This window comes from Pseudonocardia sp. DxW (genome assembly GCF_058448985.1).
Genome location: NZ_JBZFLK010000028.1, coordinates 40,551 through 57,945 on the forward strand (window position 1 = coordinate 40,551; position 17,395 = coordinate 57,945).

At 71.7% G+C, this 17,395-nt stretch carries 15 protein-coding genes; 9 read left to right on the top strand and 6 right to left on the bottom strand.

The window, feature by feature from the left end; translation table 11 throughout:
- Window positions 1–59 precede the first annotated feature (59 nt).
- Together ACVJO7_RS29825 and ACVJO7_RS29830 are read left to right on the top strand one after the other, a co-directional pair.
- On the top strand, window positions 60–1,649 hold the full coding sequence (locus ACVJO7_RS29825) for a class I adenylate-forming enzyme family protein (protein ID WP_491675700.1): 1,590 nt from the start codon (window positions 60–62) through the stop codon (window positions 1,647–1,649).
- 56 nt (window positions 1,650–1,705) lie between these two features.
- The gene (locus ACVJO7_RS29830) at window positions 1,706–2,758 is read left to right on the top strand and encodes a Rossmann-fold NAD(P)-binding domain-containing protein (protein WP_491675701.1); all 1,053 of its coding nucleotides are present in this window, start codon (window positions 1,706–1,708) and stop codon (window positions 2,756–2,758) included.
- A 56-nt stretch (window positions 2,759–2,814) separates the two neighbouring features.
- Here the strand turns inward: ACVJO7_RS29830 and ACVJO7_RS29835 are convergent, their stop codons facing one another.
- On the bottom strand, window positions 2,815–3,867 hold the full coding sequence (locus ACVJO7_RS29835) for an NAD(P)-dependent alcohol dehydrogenase (RefSeq protein WP_491675702.1): 1,053 nt from the start codon (window positions 3,865–3,867) through the stop codon (window positions 2,815–2,817).
- Between the two features lie 30 nt (window positions 3,868–3,897).
- Window positions 3,898–5,313 (bottom strand): aldehyde dehydrogenase family protein, encoded by a 1,416-nt coding sequence (locus tag ACVJO7_RS29840; protein WP_491675703.1) that lies wholly within the window; start codon window positions 5,311–5,313, stop codon window positions 3,898–3,900.
- Window positions 5,314–5,467: 154 nt separating this feature from the next.
- On the opposite strand from ACVJO7_RS29840, the gene ACVJO7_RS29845 reads away from it, so the two are divergent.
- Together ACVJO7_RS29845 and ACVJO7_RS29850 are read left to right on the top strand one after the other, a co-directional pair.
- A complete protein-coding gene (locus ACVJO7_RS29845) occupies window positions 5,468–6,634 on the top strand; it encodes a CaiB/BaiF CoA transferase family protein (protein ID WP_491675704.1) in 1,167 nt (388 codons plus the stop codon).
- A 202-nt stretch (window positions 6,635–6,836) separates the two neighbouring features.
- Window positions 6,837–8,024, top strand: a complete 1,188-nt coding sequence (locus tag ACVJO7_RS29850) for a CaiB/BaiF CoA transferase family protein (protein ID WP_491675705.1) — start codon at window positions 6,837–6,839, stop codon at window positions 8,022–8,024.
- A gap of 33 nt (window positions 8,025–8,057) precedes the next feature.
- On the opposite strand, the gene ACVJO7_RS29855 is transcribed toward ACVJO7_RS29850, so the two are convergent.
- The 4 genes from ACVJO7_RS29855 to ACVJO7_RS29870 form a co-directional block, all read right to left on the bottom strand.
- Window positions 8,058–8,786: an alpha/beta hydrolase gene (locus ACVJO7_RS29855; protein WP_491675706.1), complete on the bottom strand. Its 729-nt coding sequence runs from the start codon at window positions 8,784–8,786 to the stop codon at window positions 8,058–8,060.
- Window positions 8,783–9,823, bottom strand: a complete 1,041-nt coding sequence (locus tag ACVJO7_RS29860) for an MBL fold metallo-hydrolase (protein ID WP_491675707.1) — start codon at window positions 9,821–9,823, stop codon at window positions 8,783–8,785. The genes ACVJO7_RS29855 and ACVJO7_RS29860 overlap by 4 nt, the downstream gene beginning before the upstream one ends.
- Window positions 9,824–9,876: 53 nt before the next feature.
- Window positions 9,877–10,788, bottom strand: a complete 912-nt coding sequence (locus ACVJO7_RS29865; RefSeq protein ID WP_491675708.1) for a helix-turn-helix transcriptional regulator — start codon at window positions 10,786–10,788, stop codon at window positions 9,877–9,879.
- A 126-nt stretch (window positions 10,789–10,914) separates the two neighbouring features.
- Window positions 10,915–11,289, bottom strand: a complete 375-nt coding sequence (locus ACVJO7_RS29870; protein ID WP_491675709.1) for a MarR family winged helix-turn-helix transcriptional regulator — start codon at window positions 11,287–11,289, stop codon at window positions 10,915–10,917.
- Window positions 11,290–11,516: 227 nt separating this feature from the next.
- On the opposite strand from ACVJO7_RS29870, the gene ACVJO7_RS29875 reads away from it, so the two are divergent.
- The 5 genes from ACVJO7_RS29875 (at window position 11,517) to ACVJO7_RS29895 (ending at window position 17,302) form a co-directional block, all read left to right on the top strand.
- Window positions 11,517–12,842, top strand: a complete 1,326-nt coding sequence (locus tag ACVJO7_RS29875) for an MFS transporter (RefSeq protein WP_491675710.1) — start codon at window positions 11,517–11,519, stop codon at window positions 12,840–12,842.
- Window positions 12,843–13,528: 686 nt separating this feature from the next.
- Complete coding sequence (locus ACVJO7_RS29880) at window positions 13,529–14,521, top strand: type 2 periplasmic-binding domain-containing protein (protein ID WP_491675711.1); 993 nt, start codon at window positions 13,529–13,531, stop codon at window positions 14,519–14,521.
- A gap of 60 nt (window positions 14,522–14,581) precedes the next feature.
- Window positions 14,582–16,084 (top strand): tripartite tricarboxylate transporter permease, encoded by a 1,503-nt coding sequence (locus ACVJO7_RS29885; RefSeq protein ID WP_491675712.1) that lies wholly within the window; start codon window positions 14,582–14,584, stop codon window positions 16,082–16,084.
- Window positions 16,085–16,636: a hypothetical protein gene (locus ACVJO7_RS29890; RefSeq protein ID WP_491675713.1), complete on the top strand. Its 552-nt coding sequence runs from the start codon at window positions 16,085–16,087 to the stop codon at window positions 16,634–16,636. It begins immediately after the preceding gene.
- Between the two features lie 273 nt (window positions 16,637–16,909).
- Entirely contained in the window at window positions 16,910–17,302 is a 393-nt protein-coding gene (locus ACVJO7_RS29895) for a hypothetical protein (protein WP_491675714.1), read from the top strand.
- Window positions 17,303–17,395: the final 93 nt, after the last annotated feature.

Consider the following 17,395-nt stretch of genomic DNA (forward strand, 5'->3'; position numbering starts at 1 on the left):
CCCGCGGTGGGGTCGCCGATCCGGCAGCCCCACCGTCCGGTCCGACGAGGAGACGAACCATGACCGGCTCGATCGCGCCCTGGGGACGGGACCTGTCCGTCGAGGAGGTCGACGGCGTGCCCTTCCGGCTCTACTCGCCCCGGGCGCGGCGCCTGCCCGAGCTGCTGGAGCACGCGGACCGCTGGGCGGGCCGGGCGCACGCGGTGCAGGGCTCGGTGCGGCTGGACTTCGCCGAGCTGGGCCCCGCGGTCCGGCGCAAGGCCGCGGAGCTGCAGCGCCACGGCATCCGCCCGGGTGACCGGGTCGTGCTGCTGGGCTGGAACGGGCTGGACTGGGTCGTCGGATTCTGGGCCGTCCTGTGGTGCGGCGCGGTGCCCGTGTTCGCCAACGCGTGGTGGGGCCACCGCGAGATGGAGCACGCCGTCGACCTGCTGCACCCGCGCGCGGTACTGGCGCACGAGCGGCTGGCGGCCAAGCTCCCCGCGGGCACGACGGTCCTGCCCTGGGCGATGGTCACCGACAGCGATGCCGGGCAGGCGGACCGGCCCGCGAGCGGGGACGAGAACGAGCCCGCCGTCATCCTGTTCACCTCGGGCAGCACCGGCTCCCCGAAGGCCGTGGTGCTCTCGCACCGCTCGGTCATCTCGGGCACGCACCCGCTGCTCGCCGTCACCAGGCGGCTCCCGCAGGACCTCGACGGCGCCCCGGCCAGCGTGGCGCTGCACACCGGCCCGCTGTTCCACGTCGGCGGCGTGCAGACCCTCACCCGGGGCGTGGTGGTCGGCGAGTCCCTCGTGTTCCCCACCGGCCGGTTCGACCCGGACGAGGCGATGGACCTCATCGCCGAGCACCGGGTCACCCGCTGGAGCGCCGTCCCGACCATGGTCGGCAGGCTGCTCGACGCCCAGGCACAGCGCCCGGTCGACCTGAGCAGCCTGCGGTCGCTGACCCTCGGCGGCGCGCCGGCGCACCCCACGCTCTACCGGCGTATCCGGGACGAGCTCCCCTCGGTACGGGCCCGCATCGCCACCGGCTACGGGCTGACCGAGAACGGCGGCCAGGCCACGGCGGCGACCGGGCGGGACACCCGGGACCGCCCGGGGGTGTGCGGGGTGCCGCTGCCCACCGTCGAGATCTCGTTCGGCGAGGACGGCGAGGTGCTCGTCCGGGCGGCCTCGCAGATGCTGGGCTACCTCGGCGAGGACGGCCGCATCGACCGCGGCCCGATCGATGCGCAGGGCTGGCTGCACACCGGTGACCTCGGCCACCTCGACCCCGACGGCTTCCTCTGGGTCACCGGGCGCAGCAAGGACCTGATCCTGCGCGGCGGCGAGAACATCGCCCCGCTCGCGGTCGAGAAGGCGCTCGTCGGGGTACCCGGGGTGCTCGACGCAGCCGTGCTCGGCCTGCCGCACACCGACCTCGGCGAGGAGGTCGCCGCGGTCGTGGTCGTCGACCGGGTCACCGCGGACCGGCCGGATCTCGAGGAGTACGTCGCCGGGGTGCTGCGCGGGGACCTGGCCTCCTTCTCGATCCCCACCCGCTGGCGGTTCCAGACCGAGGAGCTGCCGGTGCTGGGGTCGGAGAAGGTCGACAAGCACACCCTCGGCGCCGAGCTCGTGGCGGAGACCGCCGCGGCCTCCTCGTAGCCGTGGGGGGCACGGCGCTCGTCATCGGTGGGACGGGTCCGACGGGACCGGGGGTGGTGGCCGGGCTGCTCGGGCGCGGCTACGCGGTCACCATCCTGCACGGCGGCCAGCACGAGGTCCCGCTGCCGCCCGAGGTGGAGCACGTCCACACCGACCCGCACTGGCCGGAGACACTCGTCGACGGGCTCGGCGGGCGCGAGTTCGATCTGGTCGTGGCGCAGTACGGCCGGCTCGCGGTCTCCGCGGGCGTGCTCGCCCACCGCACCGACCGGCTGATCGCCGTCGGTGGGGCGCACGGCTCCCTGGCGCACCCCGCCGACCCGCGATGGGGGGCGCTGGGCAGGCCCGCAGCGCCCCCCGAGGAGCACGAACACCTCGAGCGCGACCCGGCCCGCGGGAGGCTCGCCGTGAAGATGGCGGCCGCCGAGGAGGCGCTGTTCGCGGCGCACGACGCCGGTGCCTTCGCGGCGACCCTGCTGGCCTATCCCGTGGTGTACGGCCCGAGGCAGCCGGCGCCGCACGAGTGGTGCATCGTGCGGCGGATCCTCGACGGCAGGCGCCGGATCGTCGTCGCGGACGGGGGTGTTCGGATGGAGAGCAGGCTCTACTCCGAGCACGCGGTGCACGCCGTCCTGCTCGCGGTGGACGACCCCGCAGCCGCGGCAGGGCGGAAGTTCGTCGTCACGGACGACGAGGTGGTCACCATGCGGCAGCGCATCGAGTTCGTCGCCGCCCGGCTCGGCGCCGAGGTGGAGCTCGTCGACCTTCCCTACGCGATGGCGACCCCCTGCCACCCCTACTGGCGCCACGGGCCGGACCACCGGCTGCGCAGCAACGCGCGGATCCGCGCCGAGCTCGGCTACGCGGACACCACGTCGGCGGCGGACGCCCTGGGCGCGACGGTCGACGGGCTCGTCGAGCACCCCCCGGCCCCCGGCGGGCCCGAGGAGTCGCGGCTCGGCGACCCGTTCGACTACGCCCACGAGGACGCCCTCATCGGGCGGTGGGAGACCGTCCGCCGGGAATGGCCGGCGGACGCCAAGCCGTACGTTCCGACGCACGCCTACCGGCACCCCCGTCGTCCCGGCGAGACCTGGACACCCCGCTGACACACGGCAGGCCCGGCACCCGCCGCCCCGGTGCCGGGCCCGCCGTCCGGGGACGCTCAGGCGTCGGCGATGGTCGAGTTGTCCAGGACGAAGCGGTAACGCACGTCCCCCGCGGTGAGGCGGTCGTAGGCCTCGTCCAGCTCCTTGGCCGCGATGATCTCGACCTGTGCCTGGACACCGTGCTCGGCGCAGAAGTCCAGCATCTCCTGCGTCTCGGGCATCCCGCCGCTCATCGAGCCCGCCAGCTTCCGCCGGTTCGTCAGAAGCGTGTAGGGGTCGACCCGCAGCGACTCGTCCGGCACGCCGAGGTTGACGAAGGTACCGTCGAAGTCCAGCAGGTCCAGGTGCGCGGACAGGTCGTAGGTCGACGGTACGGTCGACACGATCAGGTCGAACGAGTCCTTCAGCCGGGCCAGGGCCCCCGCCTCCCGCGTCACACGGTAGTCGTCGGCCCCGAGGCGCTCGGCGTCGGCGCGGCGATCGTCGGTGAGCTCCAGGACGGTGGTGTGCGCACCGAGGGCGTGCGAGATCTGCACGCCCACGTGCCCCAGCCCGCCGAACCCGACGATGCCGACCCGCTTGCCGGGTCCGGCGCCCCAGTAGCGCAGCGGCTGGTACATCGTGATCCCCGCGCACATCAGGGGCGCCGCGTTCCGCAGCGGGAGGCTGTCCGGGATGCGGGCGACGAAACGCTGGTCGGCCACCACGGCCTCGCTGTAGCCGCCGAGCGTCACCTGACCGTCCCGGCCGATGCCGTTGTAGGTCAGCACCTTCCCGCGCCGGCAGTAGGACTCCTGCCCGGACCGGCAGACCGCGCACTCCCGGCAGGAGTCGACCAGGCAGCCGATCCCGACATGGTCACCGGGGGCGAGCCCGGTGACCTCCGGGCCCACCTCCCGGACGACGCCGGCGATCTCGTGCCCCGGCACGATCGGGTAGTGGGTGTGGCCGAACTCGGCACGAGCGTGGTGGACGTCGGTGTGGCAGACCCCGGCGTGCACGACGTCGAGCAGGACGTCGGACGGCCCGACGTCGCGCCGGGAGATCGTGATCGTGCCGAACGGGGCGGTCGGGCTCGACATGGCCCTGGCCTTGACGGTGGTCAACACTGACTCTCCTCTCGCGGGTGTGGCCGGTTCTCAGCTGATCAGGGACTGGTACTCGAGGTACTCCTCGATCCCGTACCGGCCCATCTCGCGGCCGATGCCGGAGAGCTTGAGACCGCCGTGCGGGGCGCGCATGTCGATCGGGGCACCGTTGATGCGCACGCGCCCGGTCCGGAGCCGGCGGCCGACGGTGCGGGCCCGCTCCGGGTCCGCCGACCAGACGCCACCGGCGAGCCCGTAGTCCGAGTCGTTGGCGATCGCGACGGCGTCGGCCTCGTCGTCGAACGGGATCATGACGTTGACCGGCCCGAACACCTCCTGGCGGGCCAGGGTGTCCTGGTTGGTCCCGCTGAAGACCGTGGGCCGCACGAAGTAGCCCGTGTCGATACCCTCGGGCGCCTCCGGGCCCCCGGTGACCAGGCGCATGCCCTCGTCGATGCCGGTGCGGATGTAGCCGCGGACGCGGTCGCGCTGCACCTCGGAGACGACCGGGCCGAGGGTCGTCGCCTCGTCGAACGGGTCGCCCATGACGAACCGGGCCGCCCGGGCCCGCGCGATCTCCTCGGCCTCGGCCAGGCGCGACCGCGGAACCAGCGTGCGGGAGAGACCACCGCAGACCTGCCCGGCGTTGCGGAACGCGTCGGTCAGGCCGTCGTTGATCGCCCGCTCCAGGTCCGCGTCCTCGAGGATCACGTTGGCGGACTTGCCGCCCAGCTCCAGCGCGACGCGCTTGACCCGCTGCGACGCCAGCTCCATGACCCTGCTGCCCGCGCGCACCGAACCGGTCAGCGACACGATGTCGATCAGCGGGTGCACGGCGACGGCCTCGCCGATCTCCGGTCCGATGCCGCTGACCAGGTTGAACACCCCGTCCGGCAGCCCGGCCTCGGCGGCCGCCTCGGCGAAGACGAACGAGCTCAGCGGAGCCACCTCGGTACCCTTGAGAACCATGGTGCAGCCCGCCGCGATGGCCGCACCGGCCTTCAACGTGATCATCCGCATCGGGCCGTTCCAGGGCGTGATCGCCCCGGCGACGCCCGCGGGGATGCGGCGGACGACGGTGTCGTCGAACCGCTCCTCCCAGACGATGTCCTTGATGCTCGCCGCGGCGATCCGCAGGTCGTTGATGGGGGTGGCGACGTGCGAGCTGCGGGCCAGCGCGATCGGTGTGCCGATCTCGCGGGTCGTGGACCTGGCGAGCTGCTCGGCCTTGGCCTCGAGGATGTCCGCGATCCGGACGAGCACCGCGGTGCGTTCCTCGGGAGAGCTCTGCGACCAGGTCTCGAACGCCCGTGCGGCGGCCTGGGCGGCCCGGTCCACGTCGTCCACGTGCCCCCGGGGCACGGTGGCGATCGGCTGCTCGGTGGCCGGGTCGACGACGGTCAGCACCCCGGTGTCGGCTGAGTCGACCCACTTGCCGTCGATGAAGATCGTATCCCGCTCGATCACGACAGTCTCCCTCGTGCGAGCACCACCGCGGCACAACATGCGCATCGCCGGTGATCGCATATACGAACTAATGTCTGCTATTGCGAAGCATCACGTTACAGTCCCCGTCCAGGGCCGGTCAACGAGCCGATCCCCAGGACAGAGGAGTCCCCCGATGCAGGACGCGAACCCAGGCCCCCTCGCAGGCCTTCGGATCCTCGAGATCGCCGGCCGCGGGCCGGGCCCCTTCGCAGGCATGTTGCTGGCGGACATGGGTGCGGAGATCCTCCGCATCGACCGGCCGAACCCACCGGCCCGGCCGCAGGCACCCGACCACCGCCTGGAGCTCTACAACCGCGGCCGGCGCTCGGCGATCGTCGACCTCAAGCACGAGCGGGGCGCGGAGGTCGTGCTGCGACTCGTCGCTGCGGCCGACGCGATCTACGAGGGCCATCGGCCCGGCGTCGCGGAGCGGCTCGGCATCGGGCCGGAGGCCTGCCTGAACCGCAACCCGAGGATCGTCTACGGCCGCGGCACCGGCTGGGGACAGTCCGGACCGCTCGCCCACACCGCGGGCCACGACATCAACTACATCGCCCTCGCCGGCGCGCTCGACCCCATCGGCCACGCGCAGGGCCCGCCCACCATCCCGCTGAACCTGCTCGGCGACTACGCGGGCGGCGGGATGATGCTGGCCTTCGGAATCGTCTGCGCCGTCCTGGAAGCCCGAGGCTCGGGCCGCGGGCAAGTCGTCGACGCCGCGATGGTCGACGGGGCCTCGCTTCTGATGACGCTGTTCCACGGCCGCCGGATGATGGGCACCTGGAACGACGCCCGCGGCACGAACTACATCGACTCCGGCGCACCCTTCTACAACGTCTACGAGACGCTCGACCACCGGTACATCGCGATCGGCGCGATCGAGCCGAAGTTCCAGCAGGAGCTCTTCGCGGCGATCGGCGTGGACCTCACCGGCCTGACCGTCCCGGTCTCGGCGGTCGACCCCGAGGAGTGGGACGAGGTGAAGCGCAGGCTCGCGACCGTGTTCGCCACCCGGACCCGGGACGAGTGGACCACCCTGCTCGCGGAGGTCGACGGCTGCTACTCCCCCGTGCTCGCTCTCGGCGAGGTCGCCGACCACCCGCACCACCGCGCCCGCGGCGCGTTCCTCAGCCTGAACGGGATCCCCCAGCCCGCGCCCGCGCCACGGCTCAGCCGCACGCCCGCAACACTGCGCACCGGCCCGCCGGCTGCCGGTGAGCACACGCACGAGGCCCTCGTCGACTGGGGATTCGAGGAGCACGAGGTCCAGGCGTTGCACCGGGAGAACGTGATCCGCTGAGACGCCCACGCACTGACTCGTGCACGGTGGCTCATTGACGCACAGCCCCGCCCACTCCTAGCCTCGGGACGGGGTTGCGGACTGGCGATCGCAACTACGAACCATTGTGGCGTGTCGCACTCTCCCATCGCGGTCCTTCGCGAGGCGCCGGTCTCCGCGTGGTCGTCACGCGTGCCCCCCGAACCGAGCACGGAGGCTCCGTATGTCCGCCCTCGAAGGCGTGAAGGTGATCTGTGTCGGACAGTTCTACTTCGCCCCGTACTGCACCATGCTGATGGCCCGCCTCGGCGCCGACGTGATCAAGGTCGAGTCCCCGCAGGGTGACCCCTACCGGCGGCTGCCCACGGTCGACGCCGACGGGTATCCGATCCAGTTCCGCTTCCTCAACTCCGGCAAGCGCACCATCACACTCGACCTCAGCAGGCCCGAGGGCCAGCAGGTCCTGCGCGACCTCGTGCGCGGCGCCGACGTGCTGGTGCAGAACCTGTCACCCGGTGCGCTGGACCGCTTCGGGGTGGGCTGGGAGCAGCTGCGCGAGGTCAACCCGCGGCTGATCATGGCCACCGGCACCGGCTTCGGGTCGTTCGGCCCCTACGCCGGCGAGTCCGCGATGGACCTCACCATCCAGGCCCGCACCGCCATCATGTCCACCACCGGCTTCGACGACGGCGCCCCCGTCCGCACCGGGCCCTCGGTCGTCGACTTCGTCGCGGGCACCCACATGATGGCGGGTGTGCTCGCGGCCCTTCTCCAGCGCGACCGCACCGGGCGCGGCCAGCACGTCGAGGTCGCGCTGCAGGACGCGATCGTGCCGGCGCTGACGTCCAACATCGCCGGGTTGCTCAGCCCGGCGACGGAGAGCCCCGAACGCACGGGCAATCGGCACGGCAGCCTCGCCGTCGCCCCGTACAACGCCTACCGGACCGCTGACGGCTGGGTCACGCTGCTCTGCCCGACCCAGGCACACTGGGAGCGGCTGTGCGCCCAGATCGACGATCCGGCCACCGCCGACCCCCGCTTCGCGACGATGGCGGGTCGCTGCCGGCACATGGACGACCTCGACGGGGTCGTGCAGAGCTGGACCGTGACCCGCACCAAGGACGACCTGACCCGCAGGCTCGGCGAGCTGAAGATCCCGTGCGCGCCGGTGGTGACCCTGCCCGAACTGCTGGCAGACCCGCACGTGAAGGCACGGGGCGTGCTGCGCACCGTCACCGACGAGCAGGGGTCCTTCATGACCCTAGGCAGCCCGCTGTTCCTGTCCGACTCGCCGATGGTCGAGCCGACGCGTTCGGGCGACGCGGGCGAGCACACCGACGAGGTGCTCGCCACCGAGCTCGGCATGTCCGCCGACGCCATCGCCGAACTGCGCGAGGCCGGGATCATCTGAGGACGGGGCCGGCGCCGCGGCGCCGGCCCGTCCTCAACTCCGGTCGAGGGCCGCGAGCAGCAGCGCGGTGACGGCCGCGGGATCGGTGACCATCGCGTTGTGCGCGGTCTGGAGGACGCGGTGGTCGAAGCCCGGGTCCACAGCGGCCCGGGCCCGCATCCGTTCGAGCATGTGCGGCTCCTGGGACGACGGGACGCACTCGACGTAGACACCCGGGTGCCGCCAGGCGTGTTCGGTCGGCCCGCTGGGGTCCTGGTAGGTCCGGAGCGGCTGGGCCGTCATCCTGGCGTTGGCCCACGCGGCGTCGACCGGATCCGTGACGCCGTAGCGGGAGGCGTCCGCCGGCGGGATGTACCAGCCCTCGCCGCCCTCGTCCGCCAGCGCGATCATCGCCTTCGCGCGGTCGGGCCCGTTGATGTCGAACACGGATTCGCCGGTCCGCGGGACCTGGGCGTCGAGCAGGATCTGCACGCGCACGCGGTCCGCGATCCGCTCCAGTGCCCCGGTGGCCGGCACTCCCCCGTAGCTGTGTGCCACGAGCACGGCGTCGCGGATGTCCTCGTACTCGAAGGTCGCGACGATATCGGCGACGTGGGTCGCCAGCCCCACGTCGCGCGTGAGCAGGTGGGCCCGGTCGCCCAGCCCGGTCAACGTCGGGGTGAACACCTCGTGCCCGGCGGCCCGGAGGCGACGGGCGACGGGCCGCCAGCACCATCCCCCGTGCCGTCCACCGTGGACCAGCACGAACTGTGTCCCGGTCATGCTCTCCCCCATCGCTCCGGACGACCCCCGGTCCGGTGGATCCGCCCGTCCTCGGCCAGTCGCATGAGGTGGGCGGAGGTCTCGGCGAGCGCCGACCGCAGGGAGCGCGGGGTGAACGCCGAGAACTCCCGCGCCCACGGCACCGCCTCGGCGACCCGCCACACGGTGTCGCAGCCGGCCCACACGGCCCGTTCGATCTCGGCGAGCCGCGCCCGGTGGTGCTCCCGCAGGACGCCGAGGCGCCGGGACACCCGGTCGAAGGGCCACTCGTGCCCCGGCAGGATCACGGCGCCGTCGGAGACGCCGTGCAGTGCGTCCAGCGAGGACAGGAAGTCCTGCAACGGGTCCGGGTCCGATCCCGGCCGTCGGGCGACGTTCGGTGTGACCTTCGGCAGGACGTGGTCGCCGGTCAGCAGCAGGTCGCGCTCGCGGTCGTGGAAGCAGAGGTGGCCCGCGGTGTGGCCGGGGGTGTGCAGCGGGACGAGGGCGCCGTCCGTGCCGGGCACCGGGACGCCGTCCGCGAGCTCGACGTCCGGTTCGATCTCGGGCAGGACGGCGTCGAGCGCCCCGAGTTCGCCGTCGAGCTCGGCGAGCAGGCCACCCGGTACGCCACAGTCCTCGAGCCACGCCGAGATCTCGGCGACCCGGGCCCGGCGTTCCGCGGCGTCGACCCGGATGTTGGCCCGCTCCGCGGGGTGGGCGGCGATCCAGGCCGAGGTGTGCTCGCGGATGCGAGGGGCCAGCCCGTAGTGGTCCGGGTGCGCGTGGGTGACGACGACGCCGCGCACCTCCTCGAGGCTCGCCCCCGCCCGGGCGAGGCCGGCGAGCAGGGCGTCCCAGGCGTCGTCGGAGTCCCAACCGAGGTCGACGACGACGAGGCCCTCGCCGTAGCGCAGCGCGTAGGAGTACGAGTAGGCCAACGGGCTCGGGAACGGGATCGCCGTGGCCCACACCCCGCCCGCCACCGCGAACCCCTCGATGCGTCGAGCGGGTCGCTCCTCGGGCCGGGCGTAGGCGCGTTCGGCCTCGGACGACATAGTCTGCATGGGAGACCTCAGTTCGTCATTGCGAATGCTAGATCGCGATGACGCTAAGTTCGGTTGGGGGCGGAGTCAACGACCCGGTCCGGACCGGGGGCGTCCTCGCCCGTCGCCGCCCAGCTCGCCAGGAGGTCGAGTGCCTCCTGCGTCGCCGACCCCCGCTCCGCGCTGTAGGTGACGAGGGACAGGCCGTCGTCGGCGGGCAGTTCCATGAGCTCGTAGGCCAGGTGCAGGTCGCCCACGATCGGGTGCCGCAGGTGCTTCGTCCCCGCCCGGTGCCGTCGCACGTCGTGGGCCGCCCACCACACCCGGAACTCCGCGCTGCGGGTGCTCAGCTCGCCGACCAGGTCGGTCAACGCCTTGTCGTACGGGTTTCGCCCGGCTTCGCTGCGCAGCGTCTGCACGACGTCGCGAGCGCTCCGCTCCCACTCCCCGAAGAAGTCACGTGCCCGCGGATCGAGGAACGTGAACCGCGCCGTGTTGACCGGCATCCGCGCCGCGCCGCCGAACAGCGGCGAGTAGACCGCCCGCCCGAGGTCGTTGGCGGCCAGCAGGTCCGTCCTCGAGTTCCGCACGAACGCCGGCGCCGTCATCGTCTCCAGCACCCGCAGCACGGTCGGACGGACATGCGACTGAGACGGTCGCCGCCGCATGCGCCCCGCCGAGGTTCCCGCGTTGCGAGCCAGGTCGAACAGGTGGGCCCGCTCGGCCGCGTCGAGGTTCAGTGCGTCGGCCAGTGCGTCGAGGACACCCTCGGACACTCCGCCGAGGGCGCCCCGCTCGAGTCGCGTGTAGTAGTCGATGCTGACCCCCGCGAGCATCGCCACCTCTTCCCGTCGCAGGCCCGAGACCCGGCGGTGCCCGCCGCCGAAGACCGGCAACCCGGCCTGCTGCGGAGTGATTCTGGCCCGGCGGGAGGTCAGGAACTCTCGGATCTCGGCCCTGTTGTCCACCACGACCACGCTACGGTGGTCGTCGCCGTCGTGGGAGGCACGGGCGGTACCCCGTTGACGTGACTGGTTGACGTGACTGCCGCGCCTCCCATGCAGGCCGGCAGCTTCGTCGCGACCCGTTGACCCACCGGTGAGCTAGCCCTCGTCGGCGCGCGCGGCGAGGGCCTCCAGAGCCGGGATGGCGTCGATCACCGAGGCCGCCACACCGTCGTCCAGCCCCTCCATCAGGCTGGCGACCCGCGCGGCCCGCCGGGCCCGGATCCGGTCGCTGTGCTCGCGTCCGACCGCGGTGCTCTCGACGACGGCGGTCCGCTGGTCGCCGGCACCCGGCGCCCGGACGACGAGCCCGTGCGCGGTGAGCTTGGCGATCACGCGGGAGAGCATGGTGGGGTTCATCCCCTCCATCGCCACGAGCTGGGACATCGACACCGAGCCGCGCGAGGACACGATGTTGAGTACCGATGCCTGCGCCGGCGTGAGCCCCTCGGCGGTGGCGGCTTCGTTCAGCAACCGCCCCACCTTGACGATGGCCCGGCGGAGACGGCCCAGAGTCTCGGCATCCAGTTCCACCCGTCGCTCCTCACTTGATTGCCTATCTGCAAGCAACTAATCTGGCAGTGTCGACGCGGAGAGAGTAGGTGGCTGACGTGCCTGGCCCGGGAGCCACCGAGTCCTTCGCTCCGCCCGGGACGACCGCAGCTGCCGGAGTTCGGCGGCGCCGGCTCGTTTTCGCCGTCGTGGCCACCAACCTGCTGATGGGCTCCATCGACCAGACCGCGGTCGCGGCCGCACTGCCCGCGCTACAGGCGGACCTGCAGGCGCCGCTGTCGTGGGTCGGCTGGACCGTCACCGTCTACATGGTGGGGCAGATCGTCGCGCTCCCCCTCGCCGGGCGGCTCAGCGACCAGTTCGGCCGGCGCCGCGTCTTCCTGACCGCGGTCGCCGTGTTCACGGTCGCCTCGGTACTCAGCGGTCTCGCGCCGTCGATAGAGGCGCTCGTCGGCAGCAGGCTGCTGCAGGGCCTCGCCGCGGGCGCCTTCCTCCCGTCCGCGACCGGCATCGTGTCCGACCTGTTCGGCCGGGAGCGCGACCGCGCGATCGCCTCGTTCACCACGATCATCCCGATCGGCGCGATTATCGGCCCGACGATCGGCGGCCTGCTGGTCGCGACGGCCGGCTGGCGCGGGATCTTCCTAGTCAACGTGCCGGTCGGGACGCTCGTCCTCGTCGCGGCCTGGTTCCTGATCCCGCGCACCCCGCCCCGCCCCGGCGAGCGGGTGGACGGGATCGGCGTCGGACTGCTGGTCGCGATGCTGCTGGGCGGCATGGTCGCAGTGACCATCACGGGATCCGGGCTGACCTGGCGGACCGAGCTGATCGTCGCCTCCGGCGCCACGGTCGTGGCCGGCCTGTCCGCCGGATTGCTGCTGCGTCACCTACGCCGGTCGGCCAACCCGCTGGTCCCGCTACGTCTGTTGCGCGGGAAGACCTTCACCACGCTCAACCTCGTCAACTTCCTCTTCGGCGTCGCCGCCCTCGGTCAGGCCGCGCTCGTGCCGTGGTACGTCGTCACCCGCTACCACCTCGACCCCCTGGTCGCAGCCGGCCTCCTCACCTTCCGCGCGGTGGGCATGATCGCGGCGTCGGCGATCAGCGTGGCCGTCATCCGCCGGCTCGGCTTCCGACCGCTGCTGGTCTGGGGATCGCTCCTCGTCGTGGCCGGGCTCGTGATCCTCGCCATGCCTCCACCGACGCCGGTCCCGGTCGTCGCCTGGATCGCGGCCTCCACGACGCTGACCGGACTCGGCATCGGGCTCGGGGCGCCGGCCTCGAGCAACGCCGGCCTGCACCTGGCCCCTGATCACGTCGCGTCGGTGGCCGGACTGCGCGGAATGTTCCGCTTCTCCGGCGGCATCGCGGGGATCTCGGTACTCACCGCGGTCGTGACCGGCAGCCCGGACCCGGGGTACACCCAAGCCATCGGCTACCTGGTCCTGGCGGCGATCCTGCTGCTCACCACGCCGCTCATGCTGCGCCTGCCCAACCGGACGGGGCGCTGGTAGCCGGCTCGGCCGCCGCCGAGCTCCGGTCGCCGCGGACCGGGTCGGGACGCCCGGACCGCGGCACCCTGCGCGCACCCACGTTGACCTTGGTGGGCCGGGCCCTGTAGCGTCCGAATCGCCATTCAGGACGATTGTTCATATATGCGATCACCGACGACGCATCATCCGACGCGCCGACCGTGCTCGCCGAGGAGCCTGGCGTGATCGGACACGACGCGATCCCGAGAGACGGTAAGTGCGGCGCCACCCCACAAGTGGGGCCTGCGGTGGCGCCCGACGCGGCGGTCCGGACCGACCCGTACGCGTCAATGAATCTCGGTGTGCGTTCGCCGGGCTCCCGACAGCGGGATGCTGGCTCCGGGGTGGACCGCGGAGGCGCCTGAACCGCGGCACGGCGCCCGTCGGCCCCCTTCGTAGCGAGGATCGCCGCGACGCCTCGCCCAGCCAGACGGATCGCGGCCAGCTCACCTGCAGCCGGCAGGACACCAACCGACCCGACCTCGACAACGATGCCAGAGGGGTTCGCGATGGGCCGTATGCCAACGACGACGGGCGTCAGGAGACCGGTGCGCCGCACCGGTCCACGCGCCGTCGGTCTGCTGATCTCGTGCGTGATGTTCTTCGTGGTGGGCTGCGCGCAGAACGTCGGCCCGGGGTCGAGTGACGGTCCGATCTACGCGGACCAGGTGCTGGAGCTCGTCGTCCCGTTCGGTCCCGGCGGTAGCGTGGATGTCACTGCCCGGATGGTGGCGCCGTTCCTGGAGGAGCGCCTGCCCGGCAACCCGACCGTCCAGGTCGTGAACGTGACCGGGAACGGAGACCACCGCGTCGGGGCGAACCAGTACGCCAACGGCCGGCCGGACGGAACCCAGATCCTGATGGCGTCGGAGTCGACGCATTCGGCGATGCTCTACGGCTCTCCCAGCGTGCGCTACGACCTGGGCGAGTTCACCCCGCTCATGGGATTCCCCATGGACACCATCATCTACGCGAACCCGAACACCGGCCTCAGGTCCGCCTCCGACCTCCTCGATCCGGACGTACAGCTCTACACCGGCGGCCGGGAGCCGGTAGGCGGGGAGCTGTCCCGTGTCTCCTCCTACCACCTCCTCGGACCCGACATCCGGGAGCTGTGGGGATACGAGGGCGCCAGCAGCACGCTGATCGCCTTTCAGCAGGGGGAAGTGAACATCCTCGGCGCGACGGGGCCCGACTTCATCCGGGTGGTCCAGCCGATGGTCGACGCCGGAGAGGCCGTACCGCTCTACTCGATGGGCCAGATCGTCGACGGCGAACTAGCGCGGTCCGACGGCTTCCCCGAGCTCCCGCACGTGGGCGAGGTGTACGAGGAGCTGCACGGCGCACCCGTCGAGTCGCTGGGACCGCAGTTCGAGGCCTACAAGATGCAGGTGGCGGCCGGGCTCACCCTGTCGAAGACACTGTGGGTCCACGGCGACGCCCCCGAACCCGTACAGGAGGCGCTCCTCCAAGCCGTCGAGGAGATCGCCGCCGATCCCCGCTTCCTGGAGCAGAGCGCGGCCGAACTCGGGGGTTACCCCCCGGTCGTCGGTCCGGATCTCCGCACATCGATCGAACAGAGTCTCACCGACGTCGACCAGGAGCCGATCGAATGGCTCCGGCAGGACTTCGCCGCACGCTACGGGATGGATCTCCAGTGACCGCGTACTGCGCTCCGACGACCCGGCCGACGGTCCCACGTCCGGCCCGGGGGTCAACCGATGCTTGACGCCGCGACGACCGCCATCATCGCGCTGGCCGATCCGACGCGACTTCAGTACCTGCTTCTGGGGGTGCTGGTCGGCCTGACGATCGGGTTCCTGCCCGGCCTCGGCAGCCTCGCCGGGATGGCGATCCTGCTCCCCTTCATCTATGGCCTCGATCCCGTCTCGGGCATCGCGCTCCTGGTCGGGATGATGGCGGTCACCGCCACGACGGACACGTTCGCGTCGGTCCTGCTCGGGGTTCCGGGATCGTCGAGCTCCCAGGCCACGATCCTCGACGGCTATCCCATGACGAAGATGGGCCAAGGGGCTCGCGCCCTCGGGGCGGCGTTCGGCGCGTCGTTCATGGGCGGCATCTTCGGTGCCCTCACGATCGTCATCGCGCTTCCGGTCGTCCGACCCCTGGTGCTGGCGCTCGAGGCGCCGGAGCTCCTGGTGTTCGCGCTGATCGGGATATCCGTGGTCGGCATTCTCGCCCAGGGGGCACTGCGCGCCGGCCTTCTCTCCGCGACGGTGGGGCTGCTCATCAGCTGTGTGGGGGCCGCCCCGGCGGGCGGCGACCGGTTCACGCTGGCCTGGGAGTACCTCTACGGCGGCGTGCCGCTGGTCCTGCTGGCACTCGGGCTGTTCGCCGTGCCGGAATTCTTCAGCCTGGCCGCGGCGAACAGCGCGATCGCCGGGGGAGGCCGGGTCGAACGCATCGGCCGGGGACTGGTGACCGGCGCGAAGGACGCGGCCCGGCACTTCGGGATCGTGATGAAGAGCAGTGGCTTGGGCGTGCTGCTCGGTGTCATCCCGGGCGTGGGCGGGTCCGCGGTGCAATGGCTGGTCTACGGAACGACGCAGGCCGTGTCGAAGGACAAGTCGAAGTTCGGGAAGGGCGACGTCCGAGGGGTGATCGGCCCCGAGGCGTCCACCAACTCGGTCGACGCCGGAACGCTGATGCCGACGATGTTCTTCGGGATTCCCGGCAGCGGGACCGCCGCCGTCTTCCTGGCCGGACTGCTGCTCCTGGGAGTCGAGGTCGGACCCGACCTGATGACGCCGGAGGGCATGCCGTTCGTCCTGACCGTCGTATGGAGCCTGGCGATCGCGAACGTCATCGCCGTCGTGTTCTGCTTCGGGACCGCCAACGTCCTGGCACGGGTCAGCAAGGTCGACCCGAAGCTGCTGCTGCCGTTCCTGTTCGTGATCCTCGTCCTCGCCAGCTACCAGGCCAGCCAGCGCTGGGGTGACGTCGTGCTGGTGTTCGCGATCGGACTGCTCGGGTGGTTCATGAAGCGGCAGAACTGGCCGCGTCCGCCGTTGCTGATCGGGTTCGTACTCGGACCGACGATCGAGCGCTACCTCCGCATCAGCCTGGACCGCTACGGCATCGAGTTCCTCGTACGCCCAGGGGTGCTCGTCCTCGCCGCGTTCCTGGCCCTGTCGATCTACCTCGGAATCCGGCTGCGCAAGAAGCTCAACGTCGAGAACAGCCACGCGATGAGGGGAGCATAGATGCGGACCAGCCAGGCGCCGTCGGACACAGAGGTCAAGGTCCCGGGACTGCGATCGGATCTGTTCACCTCGCTCGCCCTTCTCGCGGTGTTCGTGTCCGCCCTGATCGCGACCCAGGGGCTGTCGGAGGTCGCAAGATGGTTCCCGACCGCCGTGAGCGTCACCGGGATCGCGCTGACCCTGACCCATCTCCTCGCCTGCCTGGCCGCCGCCCGGCGCCGGGGCGCCCCAGCGGACGAGGTGGCCCCGGACGAGGCGTCGACTCCCGTCGAGGTGCCCCCGGTCGACGCAGGGCCCGAACCCGGGGAAAGGCGGCGACTGGCCGCCTGGATCGCGGTCGTCGGATTGCTCCTGCTAACGACGTGGCTGGTCGGGCTGCTCTGGAGCGCGACCGCCTGGTTGTTCTTCGTGCTGACGTTCGTCTCCCGTCTCCGCTGGTACGTCGCGCTGATCGCCTCGGCCGTCGTGTACAGCCTCCTGTGGTCGGTGATCGTGCATCTCCGAGTCGAGGTGCCGCCAGGGATCATCGACGTCACCGGGATCGGGTGGTAGACCGATCCAGCCCTCGACCCGGCGGAACCGGTCGCGGTCGCTGCCGGATGCCCCCGGCGCTCTCACCTCGTCGTCCTGAACCCGATATCCGTGCCGATGTCTCCCGATGGCACCGGCCCTGGCGTACCTGTCGCGCACGCGCGGAGTGAGCTTCCCCCGGTTCGCCGCCAAACTCCGGCAAAGCGGGGGAACCTCAGGGCGAGGGCGGTTCGCAGTCGGCGCCGGCGGGCGCTGGCCAGCGTCGGCGCAGCGTGCGAGCCTACTTTCATGGCCGTGAGCGCTCGGGAGGTTGAGCAGGTGCCGACAGGTAACCTGCGGGTCGCGCGCGCGGAGTTCGCTGCTCTTTGGGAGGCCGCCGATCGCCGGAATCGGGAGCAGGGCGAGCGGTGCACCACCGACTGGTACACCGCAGGCGTGCTAGCCACATGCCAGTGGCTAGCTGGCGCGATCCATATTCCGGCCAACGGGCGTGCCCGGCCGGCCCCGGCCCCGGTGACCACGGGTCATGTCACGGCGCATGAGGAGCTGATCGAGGCCGAGTTCCTCGCTGCCGAGCTCCTGCCGGAACGTCAGCCGTGGCTGGTTGACTCGCGGCCGGGATGGTGCGAGGGCATTCGAGCAACGTTGTCGTGGGCGTGGCGGGCGGAGGGGCCGCGACCGCTCTGACCCGAATCCGCGAGTAGCGACGGGCCTGCCGGTGGGGAGATGACGATAGGTGCCCGCTGACCTGCGATGATCGTGTTTGCGAAGACATGATGA